The organism is Nesterenkonia sp. CL21 (assembly GCF_031705515.1).
GTDB lineage: Bacteria > Actinomycetota > Actinomycetes > Actinomycetales > Micrococcaceae > Nesterenkonia > Nesterenkonia aethiopica.
In genome coordinates this window covers 76,552-96,417 of sequence record NZ_JAUTWR010000003.1, presented here as the reverse complement: position 1 = coordinate 96,417, position 19,866 = coordinate 76,552, and the positions used below count along the sequence as shown (strand labels likewise).

General features: G+C 70.0%; 13 protein-coding genes. 3 read left to right on the top strand and 10 right to left on the bottom strand.

All coding sequences use genetic code 11. The annotated features are described in order from the left end of the window. Window positions 1-37 precede the first annotated feature (37 nt). The gene (locus Q7C18_RS06995; RefSeq protein WP_311024758.1) at window positions 38-1,594 is read left to right on the top strand and encodes an IclR family transcriptional regulator C-terminal domain-containing protein; all 1,557 of its coding nucleotides are present in this window, start codon (window positions 38-40) and stop codon (window positions 1,592-1,594) included. 11 nt (window positions 1,595-1,605) lie between these two features. Here the strand turns inward: Q7C18_RS06995 and Q7C18_RS06990 are convergent, their stop codons facing one another. Genes Q7C18_RS06990 through Q7C18_RS06980 form a run of 3 tightly spaced genes read right to left on the bottom strand, consistent with a single transcriptional unit; the run spans window position 1,606 to window position 4,635 of the window. Beyond that, window positions 1,606-2,916 carry a 2-hydroxycarboxylate transporter family protein gene (locus tag Q7C18_RS06990; protein WP_311024757.1) on the bottom strand — a complete coding sequence of 437 codons (1,311 nt, stop codon included), beginning with the start codon at window positions 2,914-2,916 and terminating at the stop codon, window positions 1,606-1,608. Window positions 2,917-2,925: 9 nt separating this feature from the next. Beyond that, window positions 2,926-3,615: a methyltransferase gene (locus tag Q7C18_RS06985; protein ID WP_070160407.1), complete on the bottom strand. Its 690-nt coding sequence runs from the start codon at window positions 3,613-3,615 to the stop codon at window positions 2,926-2,928. Between the two features lie 33 nt (window positions 3,616-3,648). Continuing rightward, the gene (locus Q7C18_RS06980; RefSeq protein ID WP_311024756.1) at window positions 3,649-4,635 is read right to left on the bottom strand and encodes a hydroxyacid dehydrogenase; all 987 of its coding nucleotides are present in this window, start codon (window positions 4,633-4,635) and stop codon (window positions 3,649-3,651) included. 181 nt (window positions 4,636-4,816) lie between these two features. On the opposite strand from Q7C18_RS06980, the gene Q7C18_RS06975 reads away from it, so the two are divergent. Beyond that, window positions 4,817-6,055: an MFS transporter gene (locus Q7C18_RS06975; protein ID WP_311024755.1), complete on the top strand. Its 1,239-nt coding sequence runs from the start codon at window positions 4,817-4,819 to the stop codon at window positions 6,053-6,055. Between the two features lie 101 nt (window positions 6,056-6,156). On the opposite strand, the gene Q7C18_RS06970 is transcribed toward Q7C18_RS06975, so the two are convergent. The 4 genes from Q7C18_RS06970 to Q7C18_RS06955 all read right to left on the bottom strand — a co-directional run bounded on the left by Q7C18_RS06970 (window position 6,157) and on the right by Q7C18_RS06955 (window position 12,599). Beyond that, on the bottom strand, window positions 6,157-7,422 hold the full coding sequence (locus tag Q7C18_RS06970) for an ammonium transporter (protein WP_070160403.1): 1,266 nt from the start codon (window positions 7,420-7,422) through the stop codon (window positions 6,157-6,159). Window positions 7,423-7,654: 232 nt separating this feature from the next. Further along, window positions 7,655-8,872 carry a signal recognition particle-docking protein FtsY gene (gene ftsY / locus Q7C18_RS06965; protein WP_311024754.1) on the bottom strand — a complete coding sequence of 406 codons (1,218 nt, stop codon included), beginning with the start codon at window positions 8,870-8,872 and terminating at the stop codon, window positions 7,655-7,657. Window positions 8,873-8,953: 81 nt separating this feature from the next. Beyond that, window positions 8,954-10,192 (bottom strand): UDP-N-acetyl-D-mannosamine dehydrogenase, encoded by a 1,239-nt coding sequence (gene wecC / locus Q7C18_RS06960; protein WP_311024753.1) that lies wholly within the window; start codon window positions 10,190-10,192, stop codon window positions 8,954-8,956. A gap of 310 nt (window positions 10,193-10,502) precedes the next feature. Then, window positions 10,503-12,599: an acyltransferase family protein gene (locus Q7C18_RS06955; RefSeq protein WP_311024752.1), complete on the bottom strand. Its 2,097-nt coding sequence runs from the start codon at window positions 12,597-12,599 to the stop codon at window positions 10,503-10,505. A gap of 281 nt (window positions 12,600-12,880) precedes the next feature. Here Q7C18_RS06955 and Q7C18_RS06950 point away from each other — a divergent pair, with 281 nt between their 5' ends. Next, on the top strand, window positions 12,881-15,055 hold the full coding sequence (locus Q7C18_RS06950) for an acyltransferase family protein (RefSeq protein ID WP_070158629.1): 2,175 nt from the start codon (window positions 12,881-12,883) through the stop codon (window positions 15,053-15,055). Here the strand turns inward: Q7C18_RS06950 and Q7C18_RS06945 are convergent. The 3 genes from Q7C18_RS06945 to Q7C18_RS06935 form a co-directional block, all read right to left on the bottom strand. After that, window positions 15,019-16,524 carry an ATP-grasp fold amidoligase family protein gene (locus Q7C18_RS06945; protein WP_311024751.1) on the bottom strand — a complete coding sequence of 502 codons (1,506 nt, stop codon included), beginning with the start codon at window positions 16,522-16,524 and terminating at the stop codon, window positions 15,019-15,021. The two genes, Q7C18_RS06950 and Q7C18_RS06945, sit on opposite strands and share 37 nt — an antisense overlap. Before the next feature lie 120 nt (window positions 16,525-16,644). Continuing rightward, window positions 16,645-19,434 carry a glycosyltransferase family A protein gene (locus Q7C18_RS06940; RefSeq protein ID WP_311024750.1) on the bottom strand — a complete coding sequence of 930 codons (2,790 nt, stop codon included), beginning with the start codon at window positions 19,432-19,434 and terminating at the stop codon, window positions 16,645-16,647. After that, on the bottom strand, window positions 19,431-19,802 hold the full coding sequence (locus tag Q7C18_RS06935) for a hypothetical protein (protein WP_070158633.1): 372 nt from the start codon (window positions 19,800-19,802) through the stop codon (window positions 19,431-19,433). Before Q7C18_RS06935 ends, Q7C18_RS06940 begins: the two co-directional genes overlap by 4 nt. Between the last annotated feature and the right edge of the window lie 64 nt (window positions 19,803-19,866).

Sequence of the window (19,866 nt, the reverse complement as noted above, 5' to 3'; positions counted from 1 at the left end):
GGCCAGGTCAGCGGCCGGACCCGGCTAGGCTGAGACCATGGTTGTCGATCGTCATGTCCTCCCCGGTTCCTCGGATCCCACACGACGCCTGATGGTCATCCTGGACAGGCTCGTCTCGCGGTTCCCGGGCCAGGGCTGGGGCGTCAGGGAGCTGGCCGAGGAGATGGGCGCCAGCCGCACCACCGTCAACCGGGCACTTCAGGCGCTCGCCGACCTCTCCTTGGTGAGGGCCGAGGGTGGGGGGACCTACGCCGTCGGCCCTCGGCTGCGGGTGATCGCGGGCATGGCTCACCGCAGCCATGGCGTACTGCGAGAGGGCCCCGCGGTGCTGGCCGAGCTGACCCGGGACACGGGCGCGACTGCCATGGCCGTCATGCAGGGACCCCGTCCGACAGAGGCATTCGTGGCGGCCGTCCACCAGGCTCCTGGCGGGATCCAGTATCGCCTGGCTCCCGGTATGGGGCTCCCGCTTCACGCAGGGGCCGCGGGCCAGGCGATCCTCAGCGAGCTGGACCCGGCTGTGCTCGCCCAGATCGCCCCTGAACGGTTCACCGAGGCCACACACGTGGACGTCGCCGAGCTGAGGCAGATCCTGGATGAGGCCGGGGCGCGTGGGTATGTGACCAGCATCGGTCAGCACATCCCGCTGGCCGCCGGAGTGGCGGCTCCCTTCCGTACCCCGGACGGACAGATCGGGGCTGTCTCGGCCACACGTCCACGCACTGAGACCTCCACGACGGACCTCGAGGCGATCGCAGCCCAGGTGATCGCAGCCGCGCAGGCACTCGGATCCTCCGCCGTGACGACGCCGGTGGCGCCGTCCGCGGAGCCGCCGACACCGCGGGACGGCGCGTCTTCGGCGGCAGGCCGCGTGGAGCGGCTCATGACTCTCCTGGCGGCAGGCGCCCCCGGGCTGGGCTCTCCGACAGCGGCCGCCCGGTCTCTGCAGGCCCACTCCGCGACGGCCAAGAAGCTGCTCGCTTCAGCCGCAGACTGTGGGCTCCTCCGGTACGCGGAGCCGTCGAACACTGCCGCGTGCGGATCCCTGCTGCTCCGGTGGGCCGCACAGCTGGGACCCCGACCCGGGCTCGGAGACCTGCTCCGCCCCCGTCTCCGCGAGTTGTCCGCGGCCACCGGCGAGACCACGGCGCTGGTGGTCCTCGCCCCGGAGGAGCGGACCGCCACCATCGCTGAGGTCGTGGACGGTCCGAATCCCGTCCGTTACGGGGTCGTCACGGGTGCTGAGGTGCCGCTGCACGCCGGAGCCTCGGGCAAGGCGCTGCTGGCCCACCTGCCGACGAGTACGGCGGAACAGCTGGATCTGCCGCGCCTGGCACCTGGCACATTGGTCACGCGCGATGCCCTCAGAGAGGATCTGGCCGCGATCCGCGATCGGGGATGGGCCGTGGGGGAGGGCGAGCGCTTCTCCGACGCCTTCGGCTTGGCCGCCCCCGTGTTCGAGGGGGGCTCCGTGGTGGCGTCGATCGCGATCACGATCCCGCGGTTCCGGAAGGACCAGGTCGACGTCGACACGTTGGTCTCAACGCTGCGTCGCACCGCCACGGAGGCCTCCGTCCTGATCAGCGTCGGGTGACGCCGTCAGCCTCAGAGGAGGGACCCGGCGAACAGAGACGCCGTGATCAGGACGATGGTCCCGCCGACGCGTGAGGCGATGGCGGCATAGGGCATCAGATGCAGTCGGCCAGCTGTGCTCAGGGTGATCACGTCGCCGCCGGCTCCCATGTTGGCGGTGCACAGACCGGCCGTCAGGGACGCCTCGAGGAAGTGCATCTTCATCAGGTATCCCACGCCTCCGGCCACCACGGCGATCACGACCACGGTCCCGGTGATGACGACGAGGTACGCGGGCTCCTTCACGACCTCGATGACCTGGGCGAAGTCGACCACGGCGACGCTGACGGCCACCAGGACGGCCGGGGTGACGTATTTCAGGGTGATGTCGAACCACTCCACGGCGCCGTGCTGCACGTAGTCCGGGCAACGCCCGCTGAGCTTGAAGACGACCGCCAGGATGCAGATCCAGGCGAAGTAGTGCAGTCCCGGGGTGAGCGTGGAGTGGATGACCACGCTGACGATGTAGATCATTCCGGTGATCATCAGACCTGTCAGGACGGATCCCGCACTCGTGGCGGGGCGAGAGTCCTCCTGCTCGAGGGCGCCGTCCCCACCGCGCATGATCGTGCCCTGGCCGTTGAAGCCTCGGAAGGGACGGTCGGGCTTCTTGGCCAGCCAGTTGTAGAGGACAGCGATCATCACGGCGACGAAGTTCGCAAAGATCACGGCGGGGATCATGACGGCGAGGAAGACGCCCGCCGGCGACCCCGTTGCGTCGCTGTAGATCTCCGCCATCGGGATCGCGCTGGATCCGGTCCCGGCGCCGGCGATGGCGAGACCGACGTTCAGGATCCCGGTCATGAGGCCGAGCCCGAGCACCCAGGCCAGGAAGCCGGCCGTGGCGATGCCGGCAGCGATCGCCGAGAGCAGGGGCACGAGGAACCTGAGGATGGACTTCTTCAGCACGTCGGCGCTGAGCCCCAGGATGCTGCCGACCATGAGGGTGGCGATGAAGAGGTCGAGCACCTGGTAGCCGGAGAGGAAATTCCCGAGCATCGTCCCCAGGGTCTCCGGGATGAGCCCGAAGTGGTTGAGGATCGAGGGGACCAGGATGGTGAACAGGGTCGGGGCGCCGAGGGTGCGCAGCACCCGGGATTGGCGGCCGAGCCACATCAGGACCATGCCGACCAGGGTCGCGAAGACTGCCCCCGGCAGGATGCCGTCCTCGGGGAGGACCCCGGTGAGGGCGGCCAGGACGAACGCTGCGGCACTGATCAGGAAGAGCGGCCAGGACAGGCCGGCCACCTTCGGTGCGGCGGTGGTCTGGGTCTCGGTGGTCATGGTGGGCACCTACTGTCGGTCGAGGGGTGTGGGGCCGGCCGTCGAGGCGAGCGTGGCCGTGGCATCGAGCCGGACGGCCTCCCGGATCCGCTCCTCGGCGGCGTGGATCTGGGGGAGTCGCTCCAGGGCGTGGTCCACCTGGTCCGCGGGGATCACGGCGACGCCGTCGGCGTCGGCGACGATGATGTCCCCCGTGGCGATGGACACGCCCCCGACGGCGACCGGTCGACCCACGGCGCCGGGACCATGTTTGAAGGGTCCAGCCGGTGTGGTGGCGCGGGCGTAGATGTGCAGGCCCTGCTCGCCGAGGGCCGCGGCGTCGCGCACAGCACCGTCGACGACAGCACCGATGACGCCGGTGGCCAGCATGATCTCCCCGATGAGATCGCCGATCACGGCTCGACTGATGTCGCCCTGACCATTGATGACGAGGATGTCCCCGGGGCGGGCGACGTCCAGGGCCATGTGGATCGCCAGATTGTCTCCGGCGCGGGTATGGACGGTGAGGGCTCGTCCGACGACGGTGTCGGTGGACGAGGTCAGGCTCCGGATCTCCCCGTCGAGGACCAGCATGCGCTGGAAGACGTCGCCCACATGGGCCGCGGGGACGCCACGGAGCCTGTCCGCGGGTGCTGGGGAGGCTGCGTGCTCCGGGAGGTCCACCGTGACGGAGGACGTGTCAGGGACTGAGATGTACATGGTCGGTGACTCCTGGGTCGTGGGGATGCGGTATCAGGATGAGGTCTGCAGCGCGGGACCGACGATGACATGGTCGGGGGTCTCCCCGGCCAGCGCCTGGTTAATGCAGGTGATCGCGATCTCGGCGACCGCGTCGAGGGACTCGAGCGTCTGTCCACCGATGTGCGGGGTCAGGATCAGGTTCTCCGTCGCGGCGACGTCGAGCCGAGTGTGGGAGAGCGGATCCGTCGCGTCGACGGCCTCGTGGTGGATCACGTCGAGCGCCGCTCCGCGGAGGCGCTTCTCCTGGAGGGCGCTCTGCAGGGCGTCCTCATCGATGAGGCCGCCCCTCGAGGTGTTGACGACCAGAGCGCTGGGCTTCAGCCGTGCCAGCTCGTCGGCCCCCAGGATCCCGGCGGTGCCGGAGGTCAGGGGGAGATGCAGGGAGAGCAGGTCGGCCTGCTCCAGCAGCTCGGGAAGCTCCACTCGGCGAACCTGCAGCTCCGCGGCGGTGTCCTCGTCCAAGGCGGGGTCGGCGGCGATGACGTGCATGCCGAATCCTCTGCCGATCTGGGCCACCATCCTGCCGATGTGCCCGAATCCGAGCAGACCGAGGACCTTGCTGTGGAGTTCGAGTCCCGTCAGCGTCTGCTTGCCGGCGCCCCAGCGCCCGTGCCGGATGCGTCGGTCAGCCTCCGGCACATGCCGTGCCAGCGCGAGGGCGAGCGCGAAGACATGCTCGGCCACCGCGCGACTGTTGCCGCCGGGGGTGACGGTGACCCAGATGCCCTGCTCCTGCGCCGCCTCGAGGTCGACGTTGTTGGTGCCGACGCCGTGGCGGGCGATGATCGTCAGCCGGGGAGACGCCTCGATCATCCCTCGGTCGAACTGTTCGCCCCGCAGCAGGACGGCCTCGACCGAATCGGCGACGTCGAGGTAGTCGCACCGGTCCGGGCCGAAGCCGACATGGACGGTGTGGCTGCGGTGGAGACGTTCCAGATGGGCGGGGTCGATGGGATCCGACACGTAGATGACAGCCACGGGCCGCTCCTTTCGTCGAGGGTGGGAAAAACGACCGGGAACTCAAAAAATGGGACAGTGTCCTACTTTGTGTCGACATCGTAGCACGAGACGTGGTGGAGGTCACAGGGCTCGAAGCAGGGTGCGGCGCGCCGAGGAACAAGCGGAGCCCGGCGGGCGTTGACGACGAGATGTGAGCGACATGCCTGAGAAGCCTGCTGTCCAGAGTCCACCGATCCCCAACGAACTGCGCGTGCTGATCGTCGCGGCCTTCGTGGTGGCGATCGGATTCGGCATCGTGGCGCCGATCCTGCCGCAGTATGCCGCCGACTTCGGCGTATCCGCGTTCGCCGTCTCCGCAGTGGTCTCGGCCTTCGGGCTCTTCCGTCTGGTCTTCGCTCCGGCCTCCGGCAGGCTCACGCAGGCGTTGGGGGAGACCCCGGTCTATGTGGTGGGCCTGCTGATCGTGGCGGCCTCGATGATCGCCACGGCCTTCGCCCCCACCTATGAGCTGCTGTTGGCGTTCCGCGCCGTCGGAGGAATCGGTTCCACGTTCTTCACGGTCTCGGCGATGACCTTCCTGGCCAGGAAGTCACCGCCGAGCATCCGCGGCAAGATCTCCGGCGCCTACGCCTCGGCCTTCCTCATCGGCAATGTGGCGGGGCCCCTGGTGGGCTCTGGGCTGCTCGTCTTCGGGCCGCATGTCCCGTTCCTGGTCTACGGGGGCGCACTGGTGATCGCAGCGCTGATCGTGTTCGTGATGCTGCGGGGCTCGCGTCTGGAGGATCGCGGCCGCCGGGACGCGCGCGAACGGGCGACTCTGAAGGAGGCGTGGTCCGTGCCGGGGTATCGGGCGGCGCTCACGGCAGGGTTCGCCAACGGGTGGGCCACCTTCGGTCTGCGCAACTCCCTGGTTCCGCTCTTCGCCGCCACGGCGTTCGCCGGGTCCGGGTTCGTCATCGACTCCTCCCAGCTCGCCGGTGTGGCGCTGGCGACCTTCGCCGCCGGCAATGTGGCCGCCGTGCTGCTGTTCTCCCGCCGCACCGACCGCTTCGGGCGCAGGCCTCCCATCATCCTGGGGCTGGTCATCACCGCCTGCGCCACCGGCGTGCTGGGGCTGGCGCCGGAGCCCTGGGTGCTGCTCGCCCTCAGTCTCGTGGCCGGCGTCGGCACGGGGCTGGTCAATCCGGCCCAGCAGGCGGCCATCGCCGACGTCGTGGGCGAGGGGCGCAACGGTGGGCCTGTGGTCTCGACCTTCCAGATGACGCAGGACTTCGGCGCCATCATCGGCCCGCTGCTCGCCGGGCTGATCGTGGACCACTTCGGCTATGCGTGGGCCTTCGGGCTCACCGGGGTGATCCTCATGGTCGGGGCGCTGGCCTGGACACGCGCACCGGAGACCCTCGACCACAGCGGTCGACCTGCCGCCGCCCGCACCTGAGACCAGACCACACTGGACACACGAGGACGGGCCGGGCGGAGCGCGATGCGCATCCACCCGGCCCGTCCTGATCTGGGCGAGTGATCGGTCAGATCAGGCTGTCACTCCCGGGCACCGGCCCCGGCAGGGACGGCGTCGTGGGAGTACGCCTCGGTGTGGTGGGCGACGGCGTCGATGCCGCCCTGCTCGACCTCGGCCTCCACCCGGAAGCCCATGGTCTTGTGGATCAGCGTGGCGATGATGTAAGTGGCCACGAAGGTGAACACCAGGGTCACCAGGCAGGCGACGATCTGGGCCCACAGCAGGGAGAAGTCGCCGTTGAGGAAGAGGCTGCCGCGGCCGTCGGCGATGAGCTCCTCGCGGCCGAACAGTCCGATGGCCAGCGTGCCCCAGAGGCCGGCGACCAGGTGCAGGCCGACGACGTCGAGCGTGTCGTCGAACTTGCCGTACTTGAACTCCACGGCGAAGCAGCAGACCGCACCAGCGACCAGGCCGATGACGATGGCGCCCAGCGGCGAGACGAAGGCCACCGCGGGAGTGATGGCGACCAGTCCGGCCACGATGCCCGAGGCGGCGCCGACCGGAGTCGGCTTCTTGCCGCGGGCCCACTCGGTGAGCAGCCAGGCCACCAGGGCGGCGGCCGGAGCGAGCAGCGTGTTGATCCAGTTCAGCGATGCCTCTTCGACGCTGCCGGCCTCACCGATGTTGAAGCCGAACCAGCCGAACCACAAGATCGAGGCACCCAGCAGGACGAAGGGGACGTTGTGCGGCTTGTTCGGGGCGAAGTTGCGGCGCGGGCCGATGACCAGCACCAGAGCCAGGGCGGCGACGCCGGCACACATGTGCACCACGAGCCCGCCGGCGAAGTCCACGGCCTCACCGACGGTGTCACCGATGAATCCGCCCTCGACGAGCAGGCCGCCGTCGCCCCAGACCCAGAAGGCCAGCGGAGCGTAGACCAGCGTGATCCAGATGGGCACGAACACCATCCAGCCGGCGAACTTGGCACGGTCGGCGACCGCACCGGAGATCAGCGCGCAGGTGATGATGGCGAAGGTGGCGCCGAAGCCGACCCACACCAGAGAGTCTCCGCCTTCAGCCAGGGACTCGTAGAGCACGAAGTCAGAGGTGGGGTTGCCGAACAGGCCGCCCGCCACCGGGTCAGCCCCGGCGATGGCGTTGCCCCACAGCGCCCAGGTCAGGGCGACGAGGCCCATCGCGGCGAAGCTCATCATCATCATGTTGACTGCCGAGCGGGTCTGTGAAAGCCCGCCGTAGAAGAGCGCGAGGCCCGGCGTCATGAACAGCACGAGCGCACCGGCGACGACCACCCAGATCGCTCCCACGTCTTCGATCACGATTTCCATGTGTCCCTCCAGGAAACAAGTACTCACCGATGTCTTTCACCGATGCGAGCTGATCTCCATGGTTCTCGGTCCGTGTTTCACCGACCGCGCCCTGATGTTTCGGTGACGTAAAAACTCCCGCTCCTGCCCCGGAATCTCAGGGATTCCGGGGCAGGAACGGGAGCTGACGCGCGGCAGCGGGCCGGATCGGAGGGACCGCTCGCACGCGGATCGAGGCAGGGAGGGAGGCTGCTCAGCGCTCCTCGAGCAGGGCGTCGACGAAGGTCTCCGCATCGAAGGGTGCCAGGTCGTCCGGCCCCTCGCCGAGGCCCACCAGCTTCACCGGCACGCCGAGCTGCCGCTGGATGGCCACGACGATGCCGCCGCGTGCGGTGCCGTCGAGCTTGGTGAGCACGATTCCGGAGACGTCGACGACCTCGGAGAAGACCTTGGCCTGGTTCAGCCCGTTCTGTCCGGTGGTCGCGTCCAGGACCAGCAGGACCTCGTCGACCTGGGACTGCTTCTCGATGACTCGCTTGACCTTGCCGAGCTCGTCCATGAGGTTCGCCTTGTTCTGGAGCCGGCCGGCGGTGTCGACCATGACGACGTCGACTTCGCCCTCGATGCCGGCTGCGACGGCGTCATAGGCCACTGAGGCGGGGTCGGTGCCCTCGTCGCGGGAGACTGTGGGCACGCCCACCCGGGAGCCCCAGGTGGTGAGCTGTTCGGCGGCGGCCGCCCGGAACGTGTCGGCCGCACCCAACAGGACGTCCTTGTCCTCCGCCACCAGGACGCGGGCCAGCTTACCCACGGTGGTGGTCTTGCCGACGCCGTTGACGCCGACGACGAGCACCACCGCCGGGCGGCCGGCGGCGCGGACGTTCAGGCTGCGGTCCAGGGAAGGGTCAACCAGCGTTGTGAGCTCTTCACGCAGCAGCGCACGCACCCGGTCCGGGTCCCGCGATCCCTCGACCTTCACCCGCTCACGCAGTCGATCCACCAGTTCCATGGTCGGCTCGGTGCCGAGGTCCGCCATCAGCAGCGTCTCCTCGATCTCGTCCCAGACGTCCTCGTCGATCTGGTCCGAGGAGAGCAGTGCCAGCAGCGACCGGCCGAAGACGTTGTTGGACTTCACCAGCCGGGCACGAAGACGGGCGAGCCGTCCGGCCACAGGCTCCGGCGTCTCGATCGTCGGGGCCGCCTCCTCGGCGACCTCCTCGGAGAGCTCGGGCTCGGCGACCGTCTCGGCCGTCGCCTCTGCGGTGGTCAGCGGGGCGGCGTCGGTGTCTTCGGCGACGGCGGTGCCGGCAGGGGCGTCAGGGCCGTCAGGCTCCGGGAGGTCGTCGGCGTCGCGGGTCTCGGGGAAGGTCCCCTCGGGCAGCCTGCGGCCGCCGGTGAGGAGGAACAGGCCGATGGTGCCGGCGAGGACCACTGCCAGAACGATGAAAAGGGTCAGAACGTCAAAATCCACCCGACCAGTGTGTCACAGTCCGTGACCCTGATCGGGTGGATTTCGCACGTGCCGCGGGCGCCTCGCGGGGGAGCCGGGGCGTCAGCGCCAGATGCCGCGGGAGTCGATCACCGTGTGCCCGGCCAGCCGGGCGGTGTCGATGGCCTTGAACTGGTCGTGATCGACCAGCAGCACGAGGATCTGTGCCGTCTGCAGGGCCTCGTCGATCCCGGCCAGCGTGACGTTTCCGGAACCGGCGAGCTGCGCGGGGAGCTGGTCGATGTGCGGCTCCACGGCCAGGATGCGGGCCTCCGGCGCCCGCTCGGCCAGCCGCTGGGCGATCGACAGCGACGGCGACTCCCGCAGGTCGTCGATGTTGGCCTTGAACGCCAGTCCCATCAGCGCCACCGTGGCCTCCCGCCCGTGGTGCTCCAGTGCCTGCTCGATGCGGCCGAGCACCCACTCAGGCTTGGCATCGTTGGTCTCCCGCGCGGTGCGGATCAGCCGTGAAGCGTCTGGGGCCGCGTCCACGATGAACCAGGGGTCCACCGCGATGCAGTGACCCCCGACGCCCGGCCCCGGCTGCAGGATGTTGACGCGCGGGTGGTGGTTGGCCAGGTCGATGAGCTCCCACACGTCGACGCCCAGCTGGTCGCAGATCACAGAGAGCTCGTTGGCGAAGGCGATGTTGACGTCGCGGAAGCTGTTCTCGGTCAGCTTGGCCATCTCCGCGGTCTTCGCGTCGGTGAGCAGGACCTCACCGGTGCAGAAGTTCTGGTACAGGGTCTTCGCCGCCTCGGCAGCCGCCTGGGTCAGGCCGCCCACGATCCGATCGTTGGTGGCCATCTCCACCATGATCCGCCCAGGCAGCACGCGCTCAGGGCAGTGGGCCACGAGCAGGTCACCCGCTGCGAGGTCCGGGCGGGACTTCAGGATCCGCTCGGCCATGTGCTCGGTCGCCCCGGGGGGAGAGGTGGACTCCAGGATCACCAGCTCACCGCCGGTCAGCTTCGGCGCGATGCCGTCGGCGGCGGCCTCGATGTACGACAGGTCCGCCGAGTGGGAGTCGGTGAAGGGCGTGGGCACCGCCACGATGTAGGCGTCCGCCACCGGGGTCTCGGTGGAGGCTGAGAGCTTCCCGGCGGCCACCGCGCGCTCCACGACCTCCCTCAGGCCCGGCTCCACGAACGGCACTTCCCCGTTGTTGACCGCGTCGACATTGATCGGCGAGACATCCATCCCCACGACTCGCACCCCGCTGTCGGCCAGGATGGCCGCGGTGGGCAGACCGATGTAGCCCAGGCCGATCACACCGACGGTCGAGAACTCCCTCGAAACCACAAGAACTCTTTTCCTCGAAGAACAAAAAGTACGCACGCCGGCCCCGCACAGGAGCGAGGCCGTCCGGACAGGGGGCCCGCCGACACTGACGCGCAGAGCACAGCAACGCCCGCAAGCTTATATCACGGCTCGGTCACGAGAGGCCCTGCGGCCTCCGGGCTTCAGCGCGCCGCCCGGAGTTGCAGGTCAGCAGTGACTCTGCGGTGCGTCATCTCCGTGCGCATCGGGCGTCCGGAACGCTCCACGTCGCTGGAAGGAGACACAGGAGGAGGCACAGGAACGAGCCACCGGAACGAGTCACCGGAACAGGTCACCGGAAAAGGTCAGGGACGTTGGCCTGCAGCTCGGCGTCCAGCAGGGGGGCGAGGGTCTCGACATAGGAGGTGCTCAGATGGGAGTCGTCATACCAGACCACGACGTTGCCGACGACGGCGTCGCAGGTTCCGTCGGGGCAGATGTGGTCCGTCAGGTCCACGGTGTGCACTCCGTCGGGGAGGTCGAGGTCATCGAGCGGGTCGGCGGCGGCGATCTGCGAGGGGTCGGCACCGCACTCGCCTGATCCCCGACCCTGGGCCAGGCAGTCGGCCACTGAGCCATCCGGGCGGGGCGTCCCACGCATCAGCAGAACCTCCGCACCGGTGCTGCGCAGCTCCCGCCAGCGCTGCGGGGCCCCGTCCTCGATCGACTCCGTGCTCCGGTTCATCACGGTGCCCGGGGTGACCACCAGGTCCGGGGCCCGCTCGGCGACCGCGTCGATCAGGTTCGCGTTCCACGCGGCGCAGGAGGAGGAGCCGGCGTTCTCCGTGGACTGCAGGCGGCACCCGGACTTGTCGGCGATGATCAGCTCCCAGTCGTAGGTGTCCGCCAGCATCATCCAGGCGTGCTGCCACTGGCCGGCGTGGGAGCCCCCGGTGAGCATGACGGTCGCAGTCGGCGACGCCGGCGGGTCGGGGTCCTCACAGATGAGCACCTCGGAGGCTTCCAGCCCCCCGCCCTGCGACTGGCGGCAGTCCCAGTCGTAGTACTGCGGGCGGTCCGCGGCGAGCACCTCGGCGGCGGGCACCGGGGCGACGTCGGGAGGGGCGGGGTCCGCACCCGGCGCCGTCGCCGCCGCTCCGGGATGCAGCGCACGGTCCACCCCGGCCATCGAGTACCCCTCCGGCAGGGTCACCGTGGTGCCGATCACTCCGATGGTGGTCGCCACCGCACCGATGGCCAGCGTGCCTGCGGCCGCCGTCAGCGGCACGCGGGGCGCCAGGGATGCGCGGGCGGCCGTCGGGCGTTCGATCCACCGGTGGGTGGCCCATCCGGCCAGGATGGAGACCACCAGGAGGCCGGCCCCGTCGAGGACGCCCAGTCCGTCCTGGTCGGTGAGCTCCAGATGGAAGATCAGCAGCGGCCAGTGCCACAGGTAGAGGCCGTAGGCGATGCTGCCCACCCAGGCCAGGGGTCGCGTGGAGAGGAGACGGGCCGCTGTTCCGGGAGGATCCTGAAGCCCTCCCTGCGGGCCGGCGGAGGCCAGCACCAGGGCCAGTCCCAGCAGGGGCCACAGCGCCCATGCTCCCGGGAACAAGGAAGCGCCGTCCAGGACGAAGCCGCAGGAGATGATGAGAGCCAGCCCGAGCCATCCCGCGACCCCGCGCACCGGACGGGGGAGGGTCAGACGGGCGCCGAGCAGCGCGAGGACACCCCCGAAGGCCAGCTCCCAGAGTCGTGTGCTGGTCATCAGGTACGCCGCCTCAGGGGCCTGCTGGCGCATCCACAGCGCCCAGGCGAAGGACGCACCCAGCACCAGCACCACGAACACCGCCATCACGTGCACCGCAGGTCGGCGCAGCGCCCGCGCCAGCAGCACGGCCAGCACCGCGAGCACCGGCCAGAGGAGGTAGAACTGCCCCTGGACCGACAACGACCAGAAATGCTGGAACGGACTGCTGGCGGGCCCGGCCGCCTCATAGGCCAGCTGAGAGGACACCAGCTCGATGTTCTCCCAGTACAGCAGTGAGGCCCGGGCCTCCGTGAGCAGCTGGTGGTGGCGGGTGGAGGGCAGGATCAGCAAGCCGGCCATCGTGGTGACCGCGATCGCGACGACGGCCGGGGGCAGGATGCGGCGGGCCAGACGCGCCAGATAGCGGCCCACATCGAGCACCCCGCCGCGGGATGCGGCCTCGCGGAGCAGCATCGCCGTGAAGAGGAACCCGGAGACGGCCAGGAAGATGTCGATGCCTCCGGAGACCCGCCCTGCTCCGAAGAGATGGAAGAGCACCACGCCGAGGATCGCCAGGCCCCGCACGCCGTGCAGCTCCGGGCGGAACCGGCTCGCCGGGACGCCGCGCGACAGCCGCTCCTGCGACGCTGACGACGACGGCGGGGCGGTCGGACGGGCTGAGGACTGCGGGGCAGACACAGGGGCGCTCCTGGAAGGGTCGGCGACGCACCACTCTAGTGCCCCGGCCCGGACACGGCGCCCAGCCCGCGGCGAGACGTGGATCACGGCGCGGACGCAGGGCTGGCGTAGAGGTTCGACGAGCACCCTGGGAGGTGGCCGGGAACTTGCTGGGAGTGTGGCCTGCGAGCGGGTCCGCGGGGCGGCTCATCGGTTACTGTTCACCAGGACGCAGCGCCGGTGGGCCCGTCGCCGCTGTCGCGTCCGCGCCGATCCGACCCCGAGACAGGACTGTAGAGCAGATGACCGTACCCTCCACGACGCGCCGTTCATCGGCCGACGCCGCAGGCTCGGCGCCGGAGCACGCCGAGGACCAGCGTCGGCGCAGGGGGAGCCGCTTCCAGCCGGAGATCCAGGGGCTCCGGGCCCTGGCCGTGCTGCTCGTCGTGCTCTACCACTTCTGGCCCGAGCATCTGCCGGGCGGCTACGTGGGCGTGGACGTGTTCTTCGTGATCTCGGGCTATCTGATCACGGCACACCTCTTTAAGGAGGCGGCTCAGACCGGCACGGTGCGGCTGGGGAGGTTCTGGGCTCGCCGGATCCGTCGTCTGCTGCCCCTGAGCCTGCTGGTCCTGCTCGTCACCGCGGTCTCGGCGGTGCTGGTGCTGCCGTCGACGGCCTGGCAGTCCACGCTGCGGCAGATCGTCGCCTCGACCCTCTATGTGCAGAACTGGATCCTCGCCGCCGATTCGGTGGACTATTCCAAGCTCGACGAGCAGGCCACCGCTGTGCAGCATTTCTGGTCCCTGTCGGTGGAGGAGCAGTTCTACATCCTGTGGCCGCTGCTGCTGGTGCTGGCACTGCTGGTCACCGGCGCCCGGGCGGCCCGCACGGCGCAGGCGGTGCGCACCACGTTCATCGTGGTGCTCGTGGCACTCGGGGCCGCGTCCTTCGGCTTCTCGGTCTGGTACACCGCCCATGAGCCGGCCCAGGCATACTTCGTGACCCCCACCCGCATCTGGGAGTTCACCCTCGGTGCGCTGCTGGCGCTGTGGATGGGCTCCAGCCAATTCACCGGACGAGCGGCCAATCTGGTCGGATGGGCCGGCCTGGGGATGATCCTGGCGTCGGCATGGCTCTACTCCGACGCCACCGCCTTCCCCGGTGGGGCGGCGCTGATGCCCACTCTGGGGGCCGTGCTGCTGATGATGTGCGGCGGGCGCGAAGCCGGCACGGGCGTGCATTGGTGGTTCTCCCTGCGCCCCGCTACGGCGATCGGCGACTGGTCCTACGCGATCTACCTGTGGCACTGGCCGATCGTGGTCTTCTCACCGTATCTGAGCGAGGAGGCGAAGCACTGGTACATCAAGGTGATGCTGATCCTCGGCGTCGTCGGCCTCTCCGCGGTGACCACGCGGTACGTGGAGGCGCCGCTGCGCCGTGCGCGGTTCCTGCTGCCGACCTGGCGCGCCGTGGTGGCGGCGGCGGCCGGGATGGTCCTGGTGATCTCCACCGCCCATGCGGCCGTGGCCGCCGTCGAGCGGGGCTTCGCCGACACAGAGCTCTCGGAGGACCACCCCTGTTACGGGTATCGGGCGCTGGCCAACCCCGACCAGTGCGGTGACCCGCTGGAAGGTGACCTGGGCCTTGCTCCCCATCCGGCCGAGGTCACGGCGCAGAACAACGAACCGATCTACCCGGACTGTCAGGCTGACACCGAGGAGGAGGGCGTCAAGGAGTGCTGGCTGGGCGCGGAGGAGACCGATGCCGACGGGACCGTCGCCGTGTTCGGTGACTCGCATGCCACCATGTGGCTGCCGGCGCTCGACGAGATCGCCCAGGAGCATGACAAACGTCTGCTGGTGCTCACCCGCTCCGCCTGCTCGCCGCGGGTCAGTGCGCTTGACGACGACTCCAACGCCTGCGTGAGGGCCAATGCCGAGATCATGGACCGGCTGGCCGAAGATGACGACGTCGAGACGGTGGTCGTCGCCGGCAGCCAGATCCACAGCAGCTTCTCCGGGCCCGATGACGACCTCGAGCTGCCCGAGACGGATCTGGAGCTCACCGACACGGCGCGAGCCATGTACGCGCCGATCGACGCCTGGCTCGAGGCCGGCAAGGAGGTGGCCGTCTTCGGCGAGGTGCCGCGGATGAACAAGGAGACCGAGGACGAGCAGACGCTGCCCGAATGCGTCGCGCTCCACGAGGAGGATCCGGCGGCGTGCCGGGACGAGGTCGACGACACGCACGTGGGCGACCGCTGGCTGACCCGGTCGGTCGAGGTGTTCGGCGACGAGGACAACTTCCACTTCATCCCCACCGAGGACATGCTCTGCGACGACGAGTTCTGCTACGCGGTGCTGGGCGGCGCCATCACCTTCCGCGACAACAGCCATGTCTCCGAGAACTTCGTGCGGTCAGCGACTGGCGAGATCGGTCAGCGGCTCGAGTCGGCGATCCTCAGCTCCACCTGATCCTCATCCGGGCCGCGGTCGTCCGGACGGGACTCTTCAGGGATCGACACCTCGGCAGTTGCACCCTCGGCGCCTGTCTCGTCGGCGCCTGTCTGGTCGGCGCCATTCCCGTCCGTCCCCAGTCGGACCACGTCCTCCGGCGGGGTGTACCACTGCAACGGGTCCGCCTGGAGCCGCGGCCACCGGGAAGGACCTCCCTCCGTGCCTGCCGGCTCTCCGCCCCTCGGCTCCGGATACCACCACTGGTAGGGCTCAGAGCCGAACAGCGTCCCGCTGGGCCGCCCCCGCGCCAGGTCTCGGGCCAGCCTCAGGTCGGCGCGCATCCACGCGGCGCCCAATCGCAGGTCGTGGTTCAGCCGGTACTCCTGGACGCCTCCGGGCATCGGCGTGAGCTCCCCGAGCACCGGGCCGTCAGGGGTCGAGTAGAGGTCGACACGGACGAAAGGGAGCCCCACGGCGATGGAGAGGCGGCGAGCGGCCTCCATGAGATCCTCCCACCTCTCCGGCGCGGTGATCTCCGGGTCCTCCGGCCTGCCGGGCAGCACCTCGCCCAGCGGGCGCGCCTCGGCGTCGAAGTAGCGCCGGGTGAAGCGGCTCCGGTTCATGACCTTCACCCCGTGGGTGCGCATCACCAGCACCTGCATGATCTCGCCATAGGCGGTGTAGACCTTGATGTCCTCCGGGAGGCGGACCTCGGCTCCCTGGGGCGGGCCGACCAGCGCCAGATCGGCGGATCCCTGACCGGCGGCCCCGTGATCCGCGCCCGCCCGGGAGTCCGTCGTCGCGAAGGGCTGCGCGAAGGGCTCCGCGAAGGGCTCCAGGAAGGACTCCAGGAAGAACGGCCCTCGAGCTCGCTCGAGCCGGCTCAGCAGTCGATCGCCGGGTCGCCCGTCGACGAGCGTGTCGCGTCCGGTGAGCGTCTGCCAGCCTTCGGCGGTGCGACGCAGCGGCATGACTCCGAGACCGCTGTGGCCGCCGTCGGCCTTGAGCACCACCCGGTCTGCGGGCAGGTCGTCGGGGATCCGGATGTCCTCGGTGCGTGACCACACCTGGTGGATCCTCGGCACGGCGATTCCGTGGCTCTGTGCCAGAGCGTAGCTGCGGAGCTTGTAGGGCAGCTGCAGCGCCGGAGTGGTCGCCTGCCAGCCGCTGAGCTTCGCTGCGTTGACCGCCGCCATGTGGGAGGACAGCTTCCCCTTGAAGGAGGAGCGGCGGAATCGGGCATGCTCCGCCTCAGCGGCCTCCGCGCGGAGGATGGCCTCCTGAAGATCATCGGAGAGCCTCGTGATCTCCTCCTCGCGACGACGGAGCTCATCGCGGCCGGAGCTGCGCGCCTCCCGCAGCAGACGCCGCACCCTCTCGCGGGAGGCCTCGAGGTGAGCCACCCTGGTCTCCAGATGGAGAATCTTCCTGTCCCGCCAGGCGATGCCCGGCAGGCGGCGACGCACTGCGGCCGGGATGCGGACCATGCGGCTCCCTTCTGCGGCTGATCAGGGGCGACGAGCGTGTCCCAGGGTCTGGCTCATCGCCTCCAACCTACTGCTCCGAGCCTGATCGGGGAAGGTCCCGGCCGGGCGCAGGTGGCGTGCTCAGCCTGCCCCGGTCCTCTCGCCGGCACGACGACGGCGCGACGATTCGCGCCGTCGCGCCAGGTCCAGGTCGTCCCAGAACTCCAGCGCCGCCGGGTCCGTCCACTCATGATCCCCGTAGCAGGCCAGCAGCTCCGCGAGGTTCTCAGCGGCGTCGAACCACTCCTCGGGCCGGACCCTCTTCAGCTTCGGCAGGTGCCAGGAGACGAGGAACCTCTCGAGCCGGTCGCGCCGGTAGGCCTCCAGGAGCCCCACCTCCTGAAGCCATCGGGCGCGGGAGGAGTCCAGCGGGAGGTACTTCTTGAAGTACCCCGGATTGAGCGTGTTGATGGTGGAGCTGCTCACTGCCATGTAGTACGTGTGCACTCCGACGTCGAGGGTCCGGATCCGTCGGGCATAGTGGAGCATCTGCTGGAAGAAGTAGGAGTCCTGTCCCACCGCGCCCAACGGCTGGCTGATGCCCAGCGACTTCAGCCACCCCGTGCGGGCCACGACCGTCTGGATGCCCAACGGCCGGAACCGCAGCGCCTCCAGGGCACGGTCCGGGACCACGAGGGTGCCGTCCGGCTCAGCATGGTCGGCGAAGGTCTCCTCAAGGATGCCGGCGTAGGGCAGACGGGTGTGGTGCCGGGCCCACTGCGACATGTTGCCCAGCACGAAGTCGACGTCCTCGTGGGCGCGGAGATCCTCCAGCAGCTGCGCGTAGCCGTCCTCGATCGCCTCGTTGTCCGGGTCCAGGTAGGTCACGAACGGGGTCTGGGCCAGGTCCAGTCCGGTGTTGCGCGGCCGGGAGGCCGAGCCGGAGCCTCCCCCGCCGTGGTGGAAGGACGTCACATTGGGGTGCTCCGCGGCCAGCTCCTCGACCGTGTCCACCGTCGAGGGGTCGGTGGAACCGTCGCTGATGAGCAGGACGTGCATCGTCTCGAAGATCGACGAGCGCCGTAGCGAGGCGAAGGCCTTGTGCCGCAGATGGTCGCCGTTGTCGTAGACGGGCACGATGACGGAGAGCTGCAGCCCCTCCCTCTCTGCGGTGGCGGCGACCTCGCGCCGCACGGTCTCCAGGTCGTCTCCGTCGGCGAGCCCGGAAGGGGTCCGGGGGCCCGGCACGGCTCCGCCGTCGGACGTCACCACGGTGTGCCCCCGGCGAGGCCGGTGTCCCAGATGATCGGACAGATGCACGCGCTGGAGCGACGCGATCAGCGTCTCCGGCGAGAGCGACGCGTCAGCCGGGGGCTGGAACCAGGCCGAGAGCGCCAGCTCGGTCAGCGGCCGGCCCGACGGCGGGACCTCCTCGGCCGCGAGGGCGCCCGCCCCATGATGCCGCTGGGCGTGCGGATCACCGGCGTCGGCGCGCCGGACGTCCACCTTGGCGGTCACCGGGCAGGACTGGTGCGCCAGCGCGGCCAGGTGGTCCTCCACATAGGTGGGAGCGTAGCTGTGAGCAGAGGAGACCGGCACCAGCACGTCGTAGTCGCCGTGGCGGCCCGTCAGCTCGTCCCACGTCACGGTCTCGACGGCCCCAGCCGTCTGCAGGCGCAGCTGCTCGGCCAGCACAGGGTCGGCGGCGTCGTCCCCCGAGGCGACCGCCAGCACGCGGTCCGGGGCTTCCGGCACGGAGATGCCCGCCATGCCCAGCGCGGTGCGCAGCACATCCACGGCATGATGCCGACGGAACGCGTGGCGGACGCCGTCGCCCTGGGCCCGCCGGAGCTCCTCGAGCTCAAGGGACTCCAGCCCCACCGCCACATCCTCGGCCGAGTTCGCGATGCGCACTTCCGGATAGTGCGAGTTCAGCCCCTGGTTGTAGGTGGAGAGCACCAGGGAGCCGGAGGCCAGCAGATCCAGGGTCCGGGGGGAGAAGAAGGTCTGAGAGCCGGCCACGGCCTGAGTGACGACGCCGACCGGGGAGAGCCGGTCGAGACCGGGCGCGTGGGAGATCGCCGACGGTGCGCAGTAGGGGCGGTGCCGGACGGGGAGAGTCTCCCGCCGTGCGCCCGGCCCGCGGACCTCCAGGCCCAGGAGCAGCGGCGACCCGGAGGAGACGATGCCGTCGTGGATCCACTGCAGACCGCGGCGGGCATCCGCATCCAGCGCTCCGGCGCGGCGGCGCTCCAGATGCGTCACCAGCCGATGCGTGTGCGTCCGGGACCCCAGCGGCGACCGGCGCAGCGGACTCACCGGCTGGACCACCGTGGCCACCGGCACTGAGCTCGGCACGCCACGGCGGTACTCCTCGGCGCCCTCCTCGGAGGTCGTGAGCACGACGTCGCAGCGTGCCGCGAGCTTCACCTCGGGGCGCCCAGGTTCCGGCAGCGTCGTGTCGCAGTAGATCAGCGGGATGGCCGCCTCCCGGGCGGCAGTGATCACCCGGCCGCGTGCCCGGGGGGCCTTCACGGTGCGGGGGGAGAGCAGCACCGCGTCGGCGGCGGACAGCGTCGACTCCCAGTCGTCCGGGTCGATCAGCCGGAGATCGGCGGCACCGGCCAGGACCTCCATCAGGTCAGGATCGCCCAGCACCGCCACGGTCTTCGGAAGCGCCGGACGCGAGACTCCCGCCTCGAGCGGCGGCAGCGCCTCCAGGGCGGGCATCAGCTGGTCCAGGAACGCCTCGGCCCCGGCCCGCCCGCCCCAGAAGGGAGAGGAGTCACGGACACCGAGCGACTGCAGGGCCCCGGGCTCCAGCAGCTGGCGCAACGGATCGCGGGACGCCACGAGGCCGACGATCCGCTCTCGAGCCTCATCCAGCTCCGACTGGCGGGCTGAGGGCCCCAGGAGTCGAGCCCGGCTCACCGGGAGATCCCCGCGCGCCGGGCGACCTTCCCCACCTGGCGGCGCACACGACGGGAAGCCGCCCGGACGGTCCGCTCCGGATCCTGGACGGCGGACTCCAGCCGTCGCCGCATCCTGCTGGCCGGAGATTCGTCAGGGGAGCTGCCCGTCACCGGGGGAGTCGGAGCCTGTCGGCGGGCCGCCACGCGGTGCTCCAGCTTGGCCACCCGGGAGCGCAGCTCGGCGATGTCGGCCTCCTGGGTGCGTTCCAGCTGGTCGTAGGCCCAGCGGAGTTCGGCCAGGAGGGCCTCCTGCTGCCCGAGCAGTGCGACGATGACGTCACGCGCGTCCTCCGACAGGGGCTGCTCGGTCGCGGCTTCTGCACTCATGCGTGTCCTCGGTACTCCTTGTCATGGGGCGGGCCGCAGCGCCTCCAGAGGCGGCGGACCGCAC

What these genes read in the sequence shown, in the direction of transcription:
- Q7C18_RS06995 (WP_311024758.1), top strand. Translation starts at nt 38, where the DNA reads ATGGTTGTCGATCGTCATGTCCTCCCCGGTTCCTCGGATCCCACACGA.
- Q7C18_RS06990 (WP_311024757.1), bottom strand. Translation starts at nt 2,916, where the DNA reads ATGACCACCGAGACCCAGACCACCGCCGCACCGAAGGTGGCCGGCCTG.
- Q7C18_RS06985 (WP_070160407.1), bottom strand. Translation starts at nt 3,615, where the DNA reads ATGTACATCTCAGTCCCTGACACGTCCTCCGTCACGGTGGACCTCCCG.
- Q7C18_RS06975 (WP_311024755.1), top strand. Translation starts at nt 4,817, where the DNA reads ATGCCTGAGAAGCCTGCTGTCCAGAGTCCACCGATCCCCAACGAACTG.
- Q7C18_RS06970 (WP_070160403.1), bottom strand. Translation starts at nt 7,422, where the DNA reads ATGGAAATCGTGATCGAAGACGTGGGAGCGATCTGGGTGGTCGTCGCC.
- Q7C18_RS06950 (WP_070158629.1), top strand. Translation starts at nt 12,881, where the DNA reads ATGACCGTACCCTCCACGACGCGCCGTTCATCGGCCGACGCCGCAGGC.
- Q7C18_RS06945 (WP_311024751.1), bottom strand. Translation starts at nt 16,524, where the DNA reads ATGGTCCGCATCCCGGCCGCAGTGCGTCGCCGCCTGCCGGGCATCGCC.
- Q7C18_RS06935 (WP_070158633.1), bottom strand. Translation starts at nt 19,802, where the DNA reads ATGAGTGCAGAAGCCGCGACCGAGCAGCCCCTGTCGGAGGACGCGCGT.